The 17,502-nt window shown below is 49.3% G+C and carries 14 protein-coding genes; all 14 read right to left on the reverse strand.

Features of this window, described 5'->3' with window-relative positions:
- Window position 1: 1 nt before the first annotated feature.
- Window positions 2-682 carry a Fe2+-dependent dioxygenase gene (locus MET42_RS0112605; protein ID WP_019883413.1) on the reverse strand — a complete coding sequence of 227 codons (681 nt, stop codon included), beginning with the start codon at window positions 680-682 and terminating at the stop codon, window positions 2-4.
- A gap of 8 nt (window positions 683-690) precedes the next feature.
- Complete coding sequence (locus MET42_RS0112610; protein WP_019883414.1) at window positions 691-2,865, reverse strand: TonB-dependent siderophore receptor; 2,175 nt, start codon at window positions 2,863-2,865, stop codon at window positions 691-693.
- 144 nt (window positions 2,866-3,009) lie between these two features.
- A complete protein-coding gene (locus MET42_RS0112615) occupies window positions 3,010-4,275 on the reverse strand; it encodes a HAMP domain-containing sensor histidine kinase (protein WP_019883415.1) in 1,266 nt (421 codons plus the stop codon).
- Entirely contained in the window at window positions 4,268-4,942 is a 675-nt protein-coding gene (locus MET42_RS0112620) for a response regulator transcription factor (RefSeq protein ID WP_019883416.1), read from the reverse strand. The genes MET42_RS0112615 and MET42_RS0112620 overlap by 8 nt, the downstream gene beginning before the upstream one ends.
- A 211-nt stretch (window positions 4,943-5,153) precedes the next feature.
- Window positions 5,154-6,452 (reverse strand): PepSY domain-containing protein, encoded by a 1,299-nt coding sequence (locus MET42_RS0112625; protein WP_232411569.1) that lies wholly within the window; start codon window positions 6,450-6,452, stop codon window positions 5,154-5,156.
- A 16-nt stretch (window positions 6,453-6,468) separates the two neighbouring features.
- Window positions 6,469-8,700: a TonB-dependent siderophore receptor gene (locus tag MET42_RS0112630; RefSeq protein ID WP_232411572.1), complete on the reverse strand. Its 2,232-nt coding sequence runs from the start codon at window positions 8,698-8,700 to the stop codon at window positions 6,469-6,471.
- 302 nt (window positions 8,701-9,002) lie between these two features.
- Window positions 9,003-11,096 (reverse strand): TonB-dependent siderophore receptor, encoded by a 2,094-nt coding sequence (locus MET42_RS0112635; RefSeq protein ID WP_019915187.1) that lies wholly within the window; start codon window positions 11,094-11,096, stop codon window positions 9,003-9,005.
- 180 nt (window positions 11,097-11,276) lie between these two features.
- Window positions 11,277-12,083, reverse strand: a complete 807-nt coding sequence (locus tag MET42_RS0112640) for an ATP-binding cassette domain-containing protein (protein ID WP_019883421.1) — start codon at window positions 12,081-12,083, stop codon at window positions 11,277-11,279.
- A gap of 2 nt (window positions 12,084-12,085) precedes the next feature.
- A complete protein-coding gene (locus tag MET42_RS0112645; RefSeq protein WP_019883422.1) occupies window positions 12,086-13,162 on the reverse strand; it encodes an iron ABC transporter permease in 1,077 nt (358 codons plus the stop codon).
- 46 nt (window positions 13,163-13,208) lie between these two features.
- A complete protein-coding gene (locus tag MET42_RS0112650) occupies window positions 13,209-14,054 on the reverse strand; it encodes a hemin ABC transporter substrate-binding protein (protein ID WP_232411574.1) in 846 nt (281 codons plus the stop codon).
- A gap of 80 nt (window positions 14,055-14,134) precedes the next feature.
- Window positions 14,135-15,178 (reverse strand): hemin-degrading factor, encoded by a 1,044-nt coding sequence (locus MET42_RS0112655; protein WP_019883425.1) that lies wholly within the window; start codon window positions 15,176-15,178, stop codon window positions 14,135-14,137.
- Window positions 15,179-15,180: 2 nt separating this feature from the next.
- The gene (locus MET42_RS0112660; RefSeq protein ID WP_019883427.1) at window positions 15,181-15,729 is read right to left on the reverse strand and encodes a HugZ family protein; all 549 of its coding nucleotides are present in this window, start codon (window positions 15,727-15,729) and stop codon (window positions 15,181-15,183) included.
- A 358-nt stretch (window positions 15,730-16,087) separates the two neighbouring features.
- On the reverse strand, window positions 16,088-16,294 hold the full coding sequence (locus tag MET42_RS0112665; protein WP_019883428.1) for a hypothetical protein: 207 nt from the start codon (window positions 16,292-16,294) through the stop codon (window positions 16,088-16,090).
- Window positions 16,295-16,354: 60 nt separating this feature from the next.
- Window positions 16,355-17,494 carry a PepSY domain-containing protein gene (locus MET42_RS0112670; RefSeq protein WP_019883432.1) on the reverse strand — a complete coding sequence of 380 codons (1,140 nt, stop codon included), beginning with the start codon at window positions 17,492-17,494 and terminating at the stop codon, window positions 16,355-16,357.
- Window positions 17,495-17,502 lie beyond the last annotated feature (8 nt).

Consider the following 17,502-nt stretch of genomic DNA (forward strand, 5'->3'; position numbering starts at 1 on the left):
TTTATAAAGCCCACTGCCGTAAAAGATTGTGATAAATCCCAGTGAGCTGAACCACTTCAGCCGTTTCACCGTGCTGCTGACGTAACCTGACCAATGCCATATCCATATCAAACAACATGCGCCGGTGTGCAGCGTCACGCACCATGCTCTGAATAAACATAAAACTGGCCAAGCGCTCACCACGCGTGACGGGCGTCACCGCGTGCACTGAACTGGAAGGGTAAATCACAATAGACCCGGCCTTGAGCTTGATGCGCTGATCGCCAAACACATCCTGCACCACCAGTTCGCCGCCATCGTACTCATCCGGATCATTAAAAAACAAGGTGGCAGACACATCTGCCCGCACGCGCGCACTGCCATCCGGCATGCTACGCATCGCACTATCCACATGAAAGCCATAGTGATTGTTTTGCCCCGCATAACGGTTCACAAACGGTGGCAAAATTTTATCCGGCAAGGCTGCCGAAAAAAATAAAGGATCGCGATGCAATGCCTGCAACACGATCCCTCGAATGTTTGCCAGCAACGGATCCTGTTCGGCCAGTTGCTGGTTATTTTTGACTTGTGCTGCCTGCGCCCCGGCAGTATTGCGACCATCTATCCATTGCGCCTGTTTAAGCAGGCCTCGGATGGTAGTTAGTTCATCTTCCAGCAATACATCCGGTAACGTCAGCAGCAAATCAACTCCTAGAATTTATATTCGGTAGTGATGATCGCCTGGCGTTTATTGCCCGGAGTCACCAAACCACCGTTGTCATACACGGCATCATAATACTCTTTATTCAGCAAGTTTTTGATGTTCAAGCGCACGGCCCACTTAGGTTGCTCGTATGCGGCCATCAAGTCAACGCGAGCGTAACCTGGTGCAGCATTCGGGTTGAAGTGACCATTCGTAAAGCTGGCATTGGCGTTCGCTGCACTCGGGTTGTAAGCATAACGCTCGCCTTTGGCTTCAACACCGCCGCCGACTTTCCACGCATCGTTCAATGCATAGGTTGTCCACAAGTTGAACGTACCAATTGGGGTGTTACGTGCACGCTGACCAGCCAGGCGCTCGTCTGCATAAGTCACCGCACCTGTCGTGGTATTCAGTATCTGCGCTACGTTGATAATACGTGCATCCAGGAAAGCAACGCCTGCAAACACATCCCAACGATCGGTCAACTTACCGGTCATTTCAAATTCGACACCATTGGTACGGCGACGGTTGGTCAGGATTGCAGCCGTTGCTTCCAAGTCCTGGTTACGCTCCCAGTCTTTTGTTGTACTGAACAAAGCCGTACGGAAAGACAGGTCGCCATCCAGGAACAGCCATTTGCTACCCAACTCATAAGAACGGCTACGCTCAGGCGGTTGCGCTTTAACTGACAACTGATACAAATCAGCTGTTGGGCTGAAAGAATCACTATATGTCAGGTAATAATGACGGTCAGGGTTTGGCTGCCAGGACAAGCCTGTACGGTAGCTGTTCTCACCAAACTTCAAATGACGCATGGTGTCGTTGTTTGCCGTGTAGTTATCTGAGCTCATATAGTCACGACGAACACCGGCCAGCAATGTCCAGTTAGGCATAAACTCGATACTGTCCTGTGCATAGGCAGCATAGTTATTAGCTTCGAATGTAACACGTGCAGCATAGTTTTTGATGTGGCGTGAAAAGCTAGCAATAGTCGCGCTTGGATTTGTATCCAACAATGAGGATCTGAAAGAGTCTTCTCTCAAATATTCAATACCAGTAATCACCGAGTGCTTCATCCCGGCCAGCTCAAACTTGGTACTAAAGTCAGATTGCAAGTTAATGGTTTCATAATCCATGTAACGTGTGACATTATTAGCATTCGTCTCAAATGGCAAAGGAAGTGTACCGTTGTTATATGGTGTCTTGGCCCAATACGCCCGCTTGTAATTCGCATGGCGCAATTGGGTGCGCAACTGTGTATCATCGCTAAATTTGTGCGTGAAAATACCCGTAGTCATACGCGTATCACTGTCATCAAAGTTTTGATTGCTACCCCAGAAAGTTCTATCAGAACGACCATTAGCAGCATCGTTTAACGGACGCTTGTTAAAGAAACGAATACCGAAGTCCGGCACATCACGAGTTTGCGTGTAAATATGGTTCAGGTAGAACTCATTTTCTGTTCCGATACCAGCACCAAAACTCACCGCAATCCCTTGACGGTCAAATGATGGGTGATCACCCGTTGCAGGATTCTTACGATAAGTTTCATCGTGTCTATCCATCACATTGACACGAATGGCTGCTGTTTCAGTCAGTTGTTTATTAAAGTCACCGGTAAACTGGTGATAGTTGTATTCACCGCCACTTGCGGTCAGAGTATTTTTATCACGCAATTCAGCCAGTTTGGAAACCTGGTTAATCACGCCGCCCGCTTGGCCGCGACCAAACAACATGGCTGCAGAACCACGTAATACATCTACCTGCTCCAGGTTAAATGTTTCGCGGTTGTACTGTGCAGTATCACGCATGTTATCCAGATACAAGTCACCGAAAGTGTAGAAACCACGCAGGTTGAAGTTATCGCCAGCACGGCCGCCCTCAGCAGCATTGACAGACAAACCAACCACGTTACGCAAAGCTTCACGCAATGAGCCCACTTGCTGATCATGCAGCAATTCCCTGGTCAGCGTGGTCACCGCTTGTGGTACATCTTGTGGATCCTGGTAAGTTTTACCAACGCGGGTTTTGGTCGCCTGATAGCCTTTATTTGGCTTGTCTTGAATACGTTGAGTTTTAACTTCAACTTCTGGCAGTGTTTGGCTTTTTTGGTCATCGCCCTCAGCATATGCCATTTGCCCACCCAAACTAAGCAAGCTAACCATGACGGCAATCGGCCGCATGCGTAGCGTATTATTTCGTGTCATCATATCCCTTTTATGCGTAATGCTAATTATCTGTTAATGAGAATACTTCTCATAAGCAGTCATGATAAATAAAGCAGCATTAGTATTTCGTGGGTATTTTGTGATTTTTTTGTGAATAAGCTACAAATTGATCGTGAATGTAGACCCGCGTCCAGGCTCAGAAAACAAACTGAGACGCCAACCTTGGTTTTCACAGATCCGCTGGACTAAAGACAGCCCCATACCCAGCCCATCCAACGGGAGTTCGTTGCCACGTATAAATGGCCTCAGGACCTGGCTTTGCTGATCAAAATCAATGCCGATGCCTGTATCTACAACTGAAATAGACGCTTGATTAATGATGATTTCCACTTTACCACTGTGGGTGTAATTCAATGCATTTTTCAACAGGTTTGATAAGGCAGTCAACAATAAATCAGCGTTCAATAGACGAGACTCGGGCGCCTGCTTCTTGATCAAACTAAAGATAATATTTTTTTCCTCAAACCCGGGTTGCCAGCGTTGAAATGCTTCCTGCGCAATTTGTTCCAGCGTTTGCGTTTTGGTGGGGTTGATGGCGGTATATTCTGCGCGCGCCACGATCAGTAATGACTCGATCAATTGCTGCAGTTCCAGACTCGCACGGGCAATGCGCTCAACTCTTGCGTAATCAGCGGTGTCCTTCGCCCTGGATTGCATTAACAATTCACAGCTGGAAGAAATAATCATCAGCCCGCTACGAAACTCATGACTCACATCACTGGTGAATAGCCGTTCACGCCATAATGCATCCTTGACTCTGGCATAGGCATCCTCGAACGCCTGGGCGACCTGTCCAATTTCATCCTGCGAAAACTTGCTGGCGATTGACTCGTCATCAAGCGAGTCCAATGTCCGGCGAGAAAATAACTCGGAGAGCCTGCTGATTGGTGAGATGATTTGCCGGGCCAATAACCAGCCAACCAGAATACCCAGCAAAATAGTCAGAAAGAAGCCTGACTTCAAGGCAAGAAACAAATTCCGTTCGAATCCATCTTCATACATGCTTTGGTCTTGCACCAGGATGTAATCTTGCCCATCAATTATTTGTCGATAGAAATAATAACTGTATGGGCTGGCCTCAACCTCAGTAAAGCCAGGTTTAAGATTCACTAAATATTTAGAAATATTAGGGTCTGCTGGCGTATCAGCACTGAATAAATGCAGGCCCAGCGTTTTCAAAGTGTCATCCGAGCGAGCTGGGTTAGCCACAATCAGTCCGAGTTTTGCATGCATCTCCTGCGAGAGCAATTCATCCTCCATGGCATGGACAATTTTATAAATGCCAAGGGTAAAGGCGCCAGCGACAAATAAAGTGATCAGCGCAAAAGCGATCACAATCCGCCATCTGATTGAGACCTTATTCATTTTCAAGCCCGATACGATAACCAATGCCGTGAATGGTGTGCACTAATGGCACATCAAATGGCTTGTCAATTTCAGTACGCAACTGATGTATGTGCGCGCGCAAGTTATCGCCGCGGGTGACGGCATCCCCCCAGAACTGCTCTTCCAGGTCACCGCGTTTAACGGTGTTAGGACTGTGCTGCATGAGCGTTTCCAAAAGCTTCAGCCCCAAAGGCGGAATTTTCAGGATGACTCCTGCACGCCTGACGACCAAGCCCTTCATATCAAAGGTTAGGTCGTGCACCATGAGTATATTGTTATTAATGCCTTTGCTGCGCCTGTATATCGCCAGTGCGCGGGCTTCTAATTCAGCCAGTGAAAAAGGCTTCACCAAGTAGTCATCGGAGCCAGATTCGAAGCCTTTCAATCGGTCGGCCAAGGTATCACGCGCAGTCAGCATGATAATAGGGGTGAACACATTGCCATCATTTCTTAAGCGGCTGGCTAATTGCAGGCCATCTATTCCGGGCAACATGACATCAAGGATGATGAGGTCAAACTCCTGCGTCACCGCCAAATGCAGCCCGGACAGGCCATCCTGTGCGCAATCGACCTTATGCTCTTTTGAAAAGTAATCAAGAATATTCGCCAGAATATCCTTGTTATCTTCAATGACCAAAATACGCATGTGAGTTCTTCCTTAGCTGGCCGCCCATTTGGTAAGACTGACTTTCACTTGTGAAATAAACAGTGGCGGGGATAAAGGCTAAATTATTGCATATCAGCCATAGAAAAAACTAATGCTATTGAGGCGGCCCGGCGGCCTTACCTCAATACTTGATCAATACTGGATAATGAGAGTTGACCTTGAGCGATGTCGAAGTCTTCGAAATCTCAGGTCAGCGTGTGGCAGAACGCATGCGGCCAGGTGCAGGTGCCTGTCCTTGCACAATAGTGGAAGATACTTTCCTGGCTTTACGCTTTTTCCACCAGAGATAAACACCGGTCACAGAAAGCATTGCAACCACCAGCCCCATGACTGAAATAAGGATGCGGCCTGGCAAGCCAAGAATCCGGCCAGAATGCAGCGGGAACTGTGCCTGCACGATCACATCCCCAACGCCACCTTCCCAGGGAATACGCTTGCCAACATAGTGTGCATCCAGCCCATCGTAATACAACCGCTTATGTCCAGCGCCTGCCACGCCATGATCGGCATCAGGGTGATAAAAATCCACATTAAATAATTGGTAAGCTGCGCTATATGAAATACGCCCCGCAGGCTCTTGCCAACCTTGCGCACGCGCGTCATTGATCGCTAGATCCAGCACCTTTTCATAATCCACCTTCGGCGGCAATTGTTGCGGCCCGGGTAAACGTGGACGCACATCCGAAGGCGTAGGCGTCAGCGTGAAAGCAGACTTCATGACTGGCATAAACACTTCTCGCCGCAGATTCAGCGCAAACGCCGAAAATGCCAGAATAATCAGCAACAGCCATGTCCATAAGCCAAATGCCCGATGCATATCAAAATAGCGCTTATGCGTACTGCTGTTCCAGCGCATTTTCCAGGCTGGCCACCAGCGCTGCAAAAATGTTGCTTGATGGCTATGTCGCTGTGCTTTATGCAGCTTGGTTTTAGGCCTATTGGCAGACTTGGGCAAGGTCAGGTAAAAGCCGATAAAACTATCAATGAGCCAGATGATCGCCACTCCACCCAACAACCAGATGCCCCAGCGGTCTATGCCCCACATTTCGGGCAGGTGCAGGCTGTAATGTAATTTATACAGAAACGAGACTGCATTGGTGCGATCCACAGGCCACACGGCACCCCACTCGCGCTTGCCTAACTCGTCACCAGTCACAGGGTCGATAAACACCTGGTTAAACGTGACTGGCTCAAGTCCATTGGGAGGGTTCGGTAGCGGCCGCACACCAATCGCCAGCGTATGCCCCGGCTCCACCTTCAGCGGAATAGAACTGACTTGCACTTGTGGATAGCGCTCAGCCACCTGTTTTGCAAGTGCTAGTGTCGATTGATGCAAACCTTGTGACTCACTATGCATCCAGGCGGGATTCAGCCACTCGTCTAACTCGTGATCCCAGGAAATCACTGCGCCAGTCAGGCCGGTAAGCAATAAGAATAAGGCGCTTGCCAGGCCTAGCCAGCGATGAATCAATAACAAAGACGAACGCAAATCACATCACCTCAAACTAGAAATCAAGTTGTGCACTAATCGTCACAGTGCGTGGGGCGCCTAATACAAGATAGCCATAATTACCGGTATCACTTGCAGAGCCACCAGCAGAAGCCCAATAGTCACGGTCTGTAACGTTATCAATACGGCTGCGTACAGTAAACAAATGACCTTTGATGTCGGTTGCATATCTAGCCCCGATATCTAATCGCGTCCAGCCTGGAACACGTTGTGTATTCGAGCTGTTGGCATAAAAATGTCCCGTTGTAATCACTCGCGCATCGAAAGTTAATCCAGGTAGCATAAATGCATCCCACTCTACGCCAAAATTTGCTTGTCGATCTGGAATACCAATCGTTTGCTTGCCCTCAGAGGCAGCATTTTCTGTATTTTTCTGCTTGGTATCCAACCAGGTAATACCCCCTAGCACCCTTAAACTTGGCAAAATTTGGCCATAAGTCATCAACTCTAGTCCTTGATGCTCTTCCTTACCTTGCGAAGTAAAGACATTGGCCGCATTTACAAAACCGCGCGGTTTGTCAGTAGTAAAGTAAGCCGTAGTGACACGAACTTTACCGAAGTCGAATTTGGCGCCAACTTCTTTTTGCTTTGTTTCATATGGAGCAAGCGTCTGTCCTGGATTAGCTGAAGTTCCAGGCGCTGTTGCTCCCTGCGACAAGCCTTCAATGTAATTGGCATATAACGAGATACCATCCCAAGGTTTGACAACTACGCCCAGAACTGGACTCAACTTACTCTTATCATAAGAATCAGTAAACACGCCAGTGTAGCTATAAGTTGTCCCGACAATCTCTTGGTGCCTTAAACCTAAGGTTACCAACAACTGACTATCTAACATAGAGACTGTGTCACCTAATGCCACACTTCGCAAAATAGTTCTACCTGTCGTACTTGGGTTACTTAGAACACCGGCACCAAATCCTGCTGTTGGCAGGGCGTAATAAGTAGGCGAATACAAATTGGTAGCCAAAGAGCTACCAAACGCATAAGCGGCTTTCTTTTCAAAATGATACAAGTTTGCATTCAAAACTACATCATGGCTGATAGAGCCAGTTTCAAACTTACCCTTTAAGCCTACCTCACCCGTTCTAACAGAATCTTCGCGGGTATTATCAAATCTAAAGAAACTACCGGCACCAGTCGCTGAATTACTTACAGTCATATTTGCCAAAGAGTTAGCTTCATGTGACTCTCGAAAGCCACCAGCAAAATAAGCAGTGATCTTTTCAGAGAGATCATATTCACCACGTAAGCTACCAAAAGTATCCCTCTCGTTAGAGTAGGACCAGGGCTGAGCCCAGTTTGAATCGCTCTTTGGTGCACGAGGTACACCGGTCGCAGCATCTAGAGTGACATTGGTGCGCGTTTGCTTCAAGTGGTTATCCTGATAACCAATATCACCGGACAAGCGTAATTTTTCACCGCGCCAATCTAACGCCAGTGAAACCAGATCCACATCAGCATGTTCTTTATTAACCGCTGTACCGCCATCACGCTTGGAAACATTCAGTCGAATACCAGCACGATCATCTGGTCCAAAACGTCTGGCAACATCGGCAGAAATTAATTGCTGGTTACCAGAACTCCAGCCAGCATTCACCACGCTTAGCGGCTCATTTGGCGCACGCTTTGGCAATAATGAAATAGAGCCACCGATACCATCTCCATTGGGGCTGGCGCCATTTAAGAATGCAGAAGCACCACGCAACACTTCTACACGTTCAAAAAGCTCTGCCGCAATATATTGCCTGGGTAACAGTCCATACAAGCCGTTATAAGCAACGCTGTCTGAATACAATTGAAAACCACGAATAAAATACGATTCCTGGAAGTTACCAAAGCCACGTGCAACCCTCACAGAAGGGTCGTTCAATAGCACGTCACCGACGCTTTTAGCTTGCTGGTTTTGAATGAGTTCATTGGTGTAAGCATTGATTGAAAAAGGCGTATCCATAGCATCCTGATTGCCCATCACGCCAACCCGGCCGCCTTTGGCCACCTGGCCGCCAGCATATGGCTTCATCAAGCCTTTAGCGTTTGCATCTGCCGATGCTTTTACCTTGACCTCTTCCAACGTGACCGTGTCATCCTTTTCAGATGCGGTATCTTGTGCAAATACAGGGATTGCAGCAAAAGCCAACATGACAACCACAACCGATTTCTTGGGTAGCAGCTGCATATTGGAAACGCCACTTTTATCTATAAAGATCATTAAAGCTCTCATCATTCGTTAAAAAATTACCATCAATAAAAAAGGCCACTGAACATTCAGTAGCCTTTTTTTAGCTTATTTGACTGCCAGCTATTTACATGAATTGATGATAATAATTCTCATTTATTAACACAAGCTATTTTACACAAAAACACCTATCTCGATAATTATTTTGCATAAAAACAACTGATGGATTAAGCGGATATTGCAAGGTCGCCCCGACAACGTCACTTTCCGGTGCGGACCTTAACAGCCAATGTTGATCATGCCATTTTTAACCCAAGCCAATCGCTCAAATACCCATATGATTTGTTTGGTTAATATTTCCAGGTAAGCGTAGCCATGGCATTCACTGGCGCTGCGTAAAAAGCTTGTCCATACGCGGAATATCTAAAGCTCGACAAATACTTTTCATCTGTCACGTTATAGACATTGACGGCAGCATCCCAGTGATTGTCGATTTTATAATTAGCCATCAGGTTTAAAACAGCATAACTATCTTGCACATAGCGCACGGTGCCAATATCCACATAGATGTCACTCTGCCAATTGACGCTTGCGCCGACTTTTAAATTCTGCACAAATGGCACTTTATACACTAGGCTCAAATGCGCCATATGCTTGGGCGTGTAAGTGTTTGCACTCGCCCCACCCTGCCCTTTAATACTCGTCAAGCGTGTATAGCCTGCACTCATGCTCAAATGGTCATTCACTTCACCGGAGACATCAAACTCATAGCCTTTGCTCGTCGCCTCTATGGCCTCGTACACGGTGTTAGTGGGTGTCGACAGTGGGCTGACTACCGGTTGATTTTCCTGTTCGGTTTTAAACAACGCAAATGAACTATTAAGCGTTTTGTTAAACCACTCACTCTTAACGCCCACTTCATGGTTTTTACCTTGCAATGGCGCAAGTACCTTGCCGTTGGTGCCTCGTTCGATTTGCGGCCTGTAAATGCCCGCATAACTGGCATATAACGAATGCGCATTGGTCAAATCGTATATAGCACCCACATAAGGAGTGAACTTATTATCTTCCTTGGCCTCCTGAGGCAAAGTATAAGCATTACCGTCCAATTTGTAGCTTAACAAATTGCCGCCCACGGTCACTTTTAAACCCTCCACCGGGTTCAACTTGGCAGCAGTATAAATATTGGTCGTTCTCATTGAATAATCAGAGCTTTTACTTTCAGCCCCAAATGCAGGATAAGGAACATCCCCGGCAGCATCAAAGCTGTCGAGTGACACGCCCGCCACGCTGCGAGAAAACTCCCTCATATTACTGCGGCTTAAAGTGGTACCGACGACCAACTCATGCTTGCGGCCGGCCAACTCAAACGGCCCACTGGCATAAATATCCGCCACATAATCTTGTGTCTTGAAGGTATAAAAGAATGGATTGGTTTGTAAGCCAAGGCCAGTGGTCCGGTCTTCACTACCTGAAACATAATCATGCGGCCCAGCAGAGGTGACGGCCTTTTGCGTAAGCTGGCCTTTAATCTTCCATTCATTATTAAAGTAATGCGTTAACTCAGCAAAACTGATATTGGTATCTACATTCCGCTGACTCCAGCTCGGCGCGGTCGAATCAGACACTTTGTAAGGACGCTTGCTGCCATCAGAATACAATAAACTCAAACCACCAAACATATTGCCGCTGGCGTCGTTTCTTTGATAGGTATGGCCAATCGAGAAACTGGTGTTCTCTGTGAGGTCTGCCTCAATAATGCCGTAGACCACATCTCGTGTACTACTGTAACGGTCAAGATAAGAGTTCTTCTCCTGATGGGCTGCGACCAAGCGTGCACGTACACTGCCATCACTATTCACAGCGCCAGAGATATCGGCATCCAGGCGCCTGTTATCCCAAGAACCAAGGGAGGCGCTGGCTTTAGCCTGAAAATCTCTTGTCGCACGTTTACGAATAAAATTGATGGTTGCAGAAGGATTGCCAGGACCAGTTAACAATCCATTGGCGCCACGCAGCACTTCAATACGGTCATACGTGGCAATATCCAGATCGCCGTAGTTTGTCCCGCTAAAACTAATCGGCGTGCTCAGGCCGTCTACCTGAAAGTTGGTGATATTAAAGCCACGCGAGGTATATTCGGTACGGTCTGTCTCAAACTGCTCAACTTTGATGCCGGTTGCGTAAGACAATGCATCATTGACGGTCAAGACACGAAAATCATCCAATTGCTCACGTGTCACGACCGAGATGGACTGCGGGGTCTCACGGATTCTGGTATTTAAACGCGTGGCGGTTGAAGTAGACTTCACCGTATAAGATTTTGTTTTTTCTGAGGGTTGATCTTTTTCTACCTGAGAGGTGACCTTCACCTCTGGCAGAGACTCTATCTCTTCCTTATGTCCCGACTCTTCAGCATATCCTAAATAAGGGATAGCCAGCATTAGCGCGGCTACCAGGCTACGACGACGGAATGAATATTGTAATTTTGAATTGCGCACGAGGCTCCCCTGTCAATAAATTGCTGGCTACAGGAGTAATGACTCGTTGGCTTGCTTTAAATATTGAATGATAACAATTATCATTCAATATTTAAAGCAGAATAAAACATATTGGTGCAAATTTTACGCAGATATTTTCTGCTTCAAGCTAGGTGCCACAATCACCTCACCAGTGTCAGTCACGGCGCTGGCCAATCTGACCTCATACAAAGCCTCAAGCAATGGCAGAGTGACATGTGGCGTTTGATAGTCGCCCACCATGGCGCCATGTTTGATAAAAATCAGGCGTTCAAAGCCTTGCAGCGCCTGATTAATATCGTGCAGGATGGCCAAAATGGCGTGACCTCGTTTGGAAGCGAAGGTATAAATCGCTTCCATCAAGCTGAACTGCAAACCCGGGTCCAACGCGGCTAACGGCTCATCCACCAGCAATAAGCCCTGCTCGACGTCCCACAGCTGGGCAAATACCCGGGCCATTTGCACGCGCGCTTTTTCACCGCCGGATAAGGTATCAAAGCGGCGGCCAAGCAGATGTGCCGCACAGGCCTGTTCGGCCGCCTGCTGCACAATGCTGCTTAACTGCGGGTCATAAGTGCGCGCCACACGACCGAGGCCAATGACTAAATCAACCGGCAAACCGAAGGCGACCTCATGCGACTGCGGCAAAATGGCCCGGCGACGGCTGAGCTCTGCCAGTGACCAGTCATGCAGGGACCGTTGTTCAAACTGTGCCTGCCCGCTGGCAGGGGTTAATTCGCGTGCCAGCAGCTTGAGCAAGGTAGACTTACCCGCGCCACTGGGGCCTAAAATGGCAACTTGCTCTCCCGGCTGAATAGACAGGGTGAACGGGCCAAATTGACGTTTACCAAGCGCGACGGTGACCTGGTTAAACAACAGCAACTCGGTTGCAGACGTGTGCGAATGTGACATGCCTAACTCCCTCTACGCATTCTGGCTAACAGGATGAGGAAAAAAGGCGCGCCTAGCAATGCGGTAAAAATACCGACCGGGATTTCAGCCGGAATGGCCACGGTTCTGGCAGCAGTATCCGCCAGCAGCAGCAAAATGGCGCCAACCAACATGGCCAGCGGTGCCAGGCGGCGCTGGTCTGGTCCGACCAGCAAACGCACAATGTGCGGCGCGACCAGACCGATAAAGCCAATCATGCCGCACCATGCCACCGCGAACCCGCACAAGACGGCCACCAGCATGATGACACGCACCCGCAACGCGCGCACATTAACACCCACATGCGCGGCTGCGGCCTCCCCCAATGCCAATGCATTCATCGTATGCGTCAAGCGACGCAATGCCCAGAAAGCCAATATAAGCGCAACCAGCAATGCCGTGGTTAATGCCCAGTTTGCACCAGCCAGTGAGCCCAGTGTCCAGAAAGTCAAACTGCGCAATTGCTCGTCTGTGGCCAGATAGGTGCATAAGCCGATCACTGCCGCCGCCAGGGCGTTGAGTGCGATGCCGGTCAATAGCAACCCGGCGATCGAATCTGCAGTTAGCCAGCGTGCCACGCTATCTAAAATAAAACAGACTGCGACTGCGCCAGCAAAAGCCGCTGCCGGTAGCAACCAGTAACGCAAGGCAACCGGGACTTCAATGCCACTGCCAGCCAATAGCACAATGGTCAATGCGGCAGCACAGGCGGCACCGCTAGTGACGCCCAGCAAGCCCGGGTCAGCCAGCGGATTACGAAACAAGCCTTGCGTAAGCGCACCAGATAATGCCAAGGCCGCGCCTATCATCACGGCAAACAAGATGCGTGGTAGCCGTAAATGCCACAAGACATAAGCCCCGCCTGACAGCGGCTCATCGTCGCCTTGCAATATCGCCAACCAATCACTCCAGGTGATGGTGACTGCGCCCATGGTAGCAGCCGCCCATACGCCCAATATCAATACCAGCATGAGCAACCATGCCGGCCGGTGTGTGAGCTGTTGAGAGAAAAACAAACGTGATTTGACCATACGGGATGGCGGTGAAATTGAAAGTGTCATAGTGATTGGTCATGCCTGTTACAGGCACAACCTTCCTTGTGGAGAGCTAGCCTTGCATGGCTTTGGTGAGCACTTGATCCAATGCCGAAACGGCTTGCGGCAAGCGTGGGCCAAAGCCCAACATAAACATGGCTTCCAGTGCGACCACGCGACGTTTTTGACCAGCGGTTGTCTGAGCCAGACCGGGTAACTTCAAGACCCCATCCACGCCGCCGACCACACTCATACCCTGCTCTGTCAGCAAGATGATATCCGGCTGGGCGGCAATGACCGCCTCTGGTGTTAATGGCTTAAAACCCTCAAAGCCTTCGATGGCATTACGCGCACCGACATAGGCAATCATGGCATCCGCACTACTGCCTTTACCGCCGACCATCACCTGCCCAGGGCTATGCGATAAGATAAATAACACACGGGGGGCTGGCGTTTTGCGCGCGATGATAGGTGCACGTGCGCGCTGCCAATCCTGTTTTAACTGATTTTCGAGCTGGCTGGCCTGTGCACTACGGTCAATCAATGCACCGACGCGCTGAATGCGTTCAACTACGCCCTCGAATCTATCATTGGCAGACAACACGGTCACCGGTACGCCTGCCGTGCCAATCTGCCTTAACACAGTTGGTGGCCCGGCATCTTCACTGGCCAATACCAGCGTCGGACTCAAAGCCAAAATGCCTTCGCTGGATAATGCCCTGGCATAGCCTACGCTAGGCAGCTTGGTCGCCGCCTGCGGATACAGCGAGGTCGTATCGACCCCTACCAGCTCTTTTTCGGCACCCAAGGCATAAATGATTTCAGTCAACCCGCCACCCACACTGACAATGCGACGGGCGACTTTTTTGCCAGACTCATTCGCTAATGCAAGCTGCGGCAAAGCAATCGTTGTCATCATCGCGCCCAGCTGAGTTAAAAAGTGACGGCGAGGCAGAGGTTTGACAGTTTTTTCTAAGTCATCAAGAGTCAACATACAGATTAAGCCTTTGGTAAACGATCGATCAGTGCTACCCAGGCGCCAGCCTCAGGCTTGCCAGCCACACGATCAGCAGCAAACAATGCGATTAAGGCGCCAGACTGATCCAATAAAGTAAGCGCTGAGAACATACCTTGCACACTGGACTGAACCACCACCCATGCAGACGCAATATGATCTTCGCGCAAATGCAAGTTGAAGCCAGGATCCAGTACATTCAGCCATGGCCCCATGACGACAACTTTATCTACGGCACCTTGATGCGCTTGCGTGACACCCGCATTACCCACCAGGATGCATACTGAAACAGCTTCAGTCGCTGCATTTTCCAGCAATGTTCTGGCTGCATTGACGGACACAGCTTGCACCGACTCAGCGCGCATTTGCTGCAAATAAGGCAGCGCGCTGCCCTGGCTTTGCGCCAGCAGCGTATGCAGGTCACGGGCATCATTCACCGCATCCCAGGCAGCCAGGAATGCAGGGAAATCTGCCTCCACTCCTGCGACTGGCAGTGACTGCACAGTGATTCCAGGCTGCTGATTCGCATCGGCATAGTGATCAACGAGCGCCAGATAAGCAGACAAATCACTATGCGGCCGTAAAAACACTTTATGCACCGCAGTCCCTGTCGCATCATAAAACTGCAGGCTACGTTGCACGCCTTTTTCACCAGACTCCTCTACCGCAAACCCATGCTGCCACTGCGCAAAATGGCAATGCAAATCAATATGCACGCCACACACACTGGCGCCAGTCACCGCAGCGTAGCGGCCTTCTTTCTCATGCACACAGGAGGCATTCCGTGTGAGCGCCATCACCTCACCCAAAGATGCCAGTGCCGTCAGCACCTCAGCCCAACGCGGTTGTAATCGTGTTGCCCGCATCAAAGTGGTAGCTTCCGCACCAATATGTGCGGCAATCAGCTCCCCTTCAGAAATATGCAAGTTTTCTGCAATCTCACGATGACGCGCGAGACCAGCCTCCCGTGCCAGTGCAAACTGTTCACGAATAGCAGCTAAAAGGTCATTCGTTAACGGCAAATTCATGATCAGGCCAATTGATCCATCTTTTGCTGTGTGGCCTTGTCTGGAGACGCGTGGCCCTGATCATTGCGGTGCGTGACTTGCGTCAAGTCCTGACCATTCAAATGATAGGCTTTGGCAAACCCGGACACATAGCTGCCATGCGCAGGCGTTAATTCAATCAGGTGAAAGTCCGTCAGTTTGCTGATCACATCCATAAACTTGCCAAACTTGTCAAAGAACAAGCCCATGACGAGGTCGAATTTGGCATCATCCCTGGCCACTTCTTGAGCAGCGCATTGAAATACCAGACGTTTTCTGGCGAACAAATGCGCCGCTTCTTTTTCTGCTTCAATAAACATCATGGAGCAACGGCCGGTGTCGCGCAGGTTGGCACAATGCGTCGCCAATTCACTCACGTAGACATAGAATTTATGCTCATGTGCAACATAGGCAGCATAACTGGCCTCTGGCAAGCCTTGTGCGTTGGTAGTGGCCAGCTGGATTGATTGAAACTGGCCCTGAAATGCCGCGGCTTCCGCGCCTATGGCTTGCAACTTTTCGGTATCGCTCATCTACTTCTTCTCCTTAGATTCATGAAACAAGGCATTGTTTATTTTTGCTTGCACAATGCTTGCTGAAAATACGCTTCTTCAACATGCGCTGATTTGGGCTATGGTCGCCATCTCACCCATGAATGAGTGACATATCAATTAATGATATTCTATATGATAATCATTCTTATTTACAACAAAGAATTAATGAATCATGCATACAGCGCAAAACGAGGGTAAGGAAAAAAGAAAAGATGCTCACTATCAGCGCTAGCGAGCTGATGTGAAATATGAAGCACTAGCAGGCGGGCGCCTGATCATTAAAGCGAATGCAGAATGGCCACCCGGAAGCGAGCATAGGTCGCTCACCAAGAGGTGGTTAGCGACGTGAAAACAGCGGGTATATCCAGTAGAAAAACACCGCAACCAGCACAGGAATCGCGATAGCTGCATTAGCCAGGTATTCGCGCGCATCATCGACGACCAGGGCGAAGATCAAGCCAGCCATTGAGACCACAGCGATCAGCAACGGCCAGAAGAAGATTTGCGAAAGTTGTTTATTCGGCATAAATAGATGTGTCACCATTATTCACCTCACTTGTAGGTTAAGCGCATTTGCAATGCCTAACCCACAGTAGTCCTGCGTTTAATAGGCCTCACTTAGCGTAATTCTCGAACGGATATCCGGCACATACTGATGCCGCTTTTTCCACCACAGCATCAAACCGGTCCACAACACAATAATCGTGATCACATCCAGCACGGCCCATAACCATTTCAAGGTCATGCCGCCGTAATCGCCAAAATGCAGCGGCTGCGACACCAGCAAAGCCACCAGGTACCACGGCAAGTCACGACTATCGGTCAAGGTTGCCGTACGCGCATCCACCAGCACAGGCTTAAACAAACGCTTGGTGATAGGGGAATCGCCACGCATGAAAATACCGTAATGATGCGGGCTGGCATAGGCGGTACCGGGGAAGGCAATAAAGCCCAATTGCATGTCCGGTTCAGTTTGTTGTGCCACTTGTACAGACGCCTGCAATGACGCAAAGCGATCAGGTGGCGGCAAGTTTTTATAAGGCGCAATCATTTGTGACATCTGGTCAAACTGCCAGTACTTAATTAGCAAGTCTGACCAGGCATTAATCACTCCGGTGGCAGCCACCACCAAGGCCCAACTGAGAATGACAATCCCGAGGAAATTATGTACATCCAGCCGCTTGAGCTTTTTGCCACGCTGACGGCGAATTTCACCAAATGCCAGCTTGCGCATAAATGGCGCATACAGCACGACGCCAGAGATAATCGCCACCAATAGCAAAAAACCCATCAAGCCTAAAAACAGCATGCCAGGCAAGCCAGCGAACAAGTCGACATGCAACTTGAACATGACGTACATAAAGCCCTCTTCCACTGGCGGCTCGCCAAGCACTTGCGCGGTACGTGCATCCAGCACCACCTGCTTGAAACCACTTTCGGCTGTCGCAGTTTTGGCCATGCTGATGACCCATTGCAGCGGCTCATCCTCTTCACGGTACATATACAAAGGCACCATGCCTGGCTGCTTGGTTTTGGCCGATGCGAGCAAGGCATCCATACTGGCCAGCGGCCCTTGATGCGCAATCTGTGGTGTTTCGATATGATTGCCCAGCCAGTCACCAATCTCGTGGTGGAAGATCAATGGCAGGCCGGTCAGGCACAGCAATAACATAAAGACCGTGCAGACCAGGCTGGACCATTTATGCACCCACGCCCAGGTACGGATAGAGGACTGCGTCGACATAGAAATAC

The sequence above is a fragment of the Methylophilus sp. 42 genome, assembly GCF_000384155.1.
Classification (GTDB): domain Bacteria; phylum Pseudomonadota; class Gammaproteobacteria; order Burkholderiales; family Methylophilaceae; genus Methylophilus.

Bases quoted from the DNA above. Each gene is read 5' to 3' on its own strand.
- MET42_RS0112665 (WP_019883428.1), bottom strand. From the start codon at position 16,294: ATGGTGACACATCTATTTATGCCGAATAAACAACTTTCGCAAATCTTC.
- MET42_RS0112635 (WP_019915187.1), bottom strand. From the start codon at position 11,096: ATGCTGGCTATCCCTTATTTAGGATATGCTGAAGAGTCGGGACATAAG.
- MET42_RS0112645 (WP_019883422.1), bottom strand. From the start codon at position 13,162: ATGACACTTTCAATTTCACCGCCATCCCGTATGGTCAAATCACGTTTG.
- MET42_RS0112620 (WP_019883416.1), bottom strand. From the start codon at position 4,942: ATGCGTATTTTGGTCATTGAAGATAACAAGGATATTCTGGCGAATATT.
- MET42_RS0112655 (WP_019883425.1), bottom strand. From the start codon at position 15,178: ATGAATTTGCCGTTAACGAATGACCTTTTAGCTGCTATTCGTGAACAG.
- MET42_RS0112630 (WP_232411572.1), bottom strand. From the start codon at position 8,700: ATGATGAGAGCTTTAATGATCTTTATAGATAAAAGTGGCGTTTCCAAT.
- MET42_RS0112650 (WP_232411574.1), bottom strand. From the start codon at position 14,054: ATGATGACAACGATTGCTTTGCCGCAGCTTGCATTAGCGAATGAGTCT.
- MET42_RS0112615 (WP_019883415.1), bottom strand. From the start codon at position 4,275: ATGAATAAGGTCTCAATCAGATGGCGGATTGTGATCGCTTTTGCGCTG.
- MET42_RS0112660 (WP_019883427.1), bottom strand. From the start codon at position 15,729: ATGAGCGATACCGAAAAGTTGCAAGCCATAGGCGCGGAAGCCGCGGCA.
- MET42_RS0112610 (WP_019883414.1), bottom strand. From the start codon at position 2,865: ATGCGGCCGATTGCCGTCATGGTTAGCTTGCTTAGTTTGGGTGGGCAA.
- MET42_RS0112640 (WP_019883421.1), bottom strand. From the start codon at position 12,083: ATGTCACATTCGCACACGTCTGCAACCGAGTTGCTGTTGTTTAACCAG.
- MET42_RS0112670 (WP_019883432.1), bottom strand. From the start codon at position 17,494: ATGTCGACGCAGTCCTCTATCCGTACCTGGGCGTGGGTGCATAAATGG.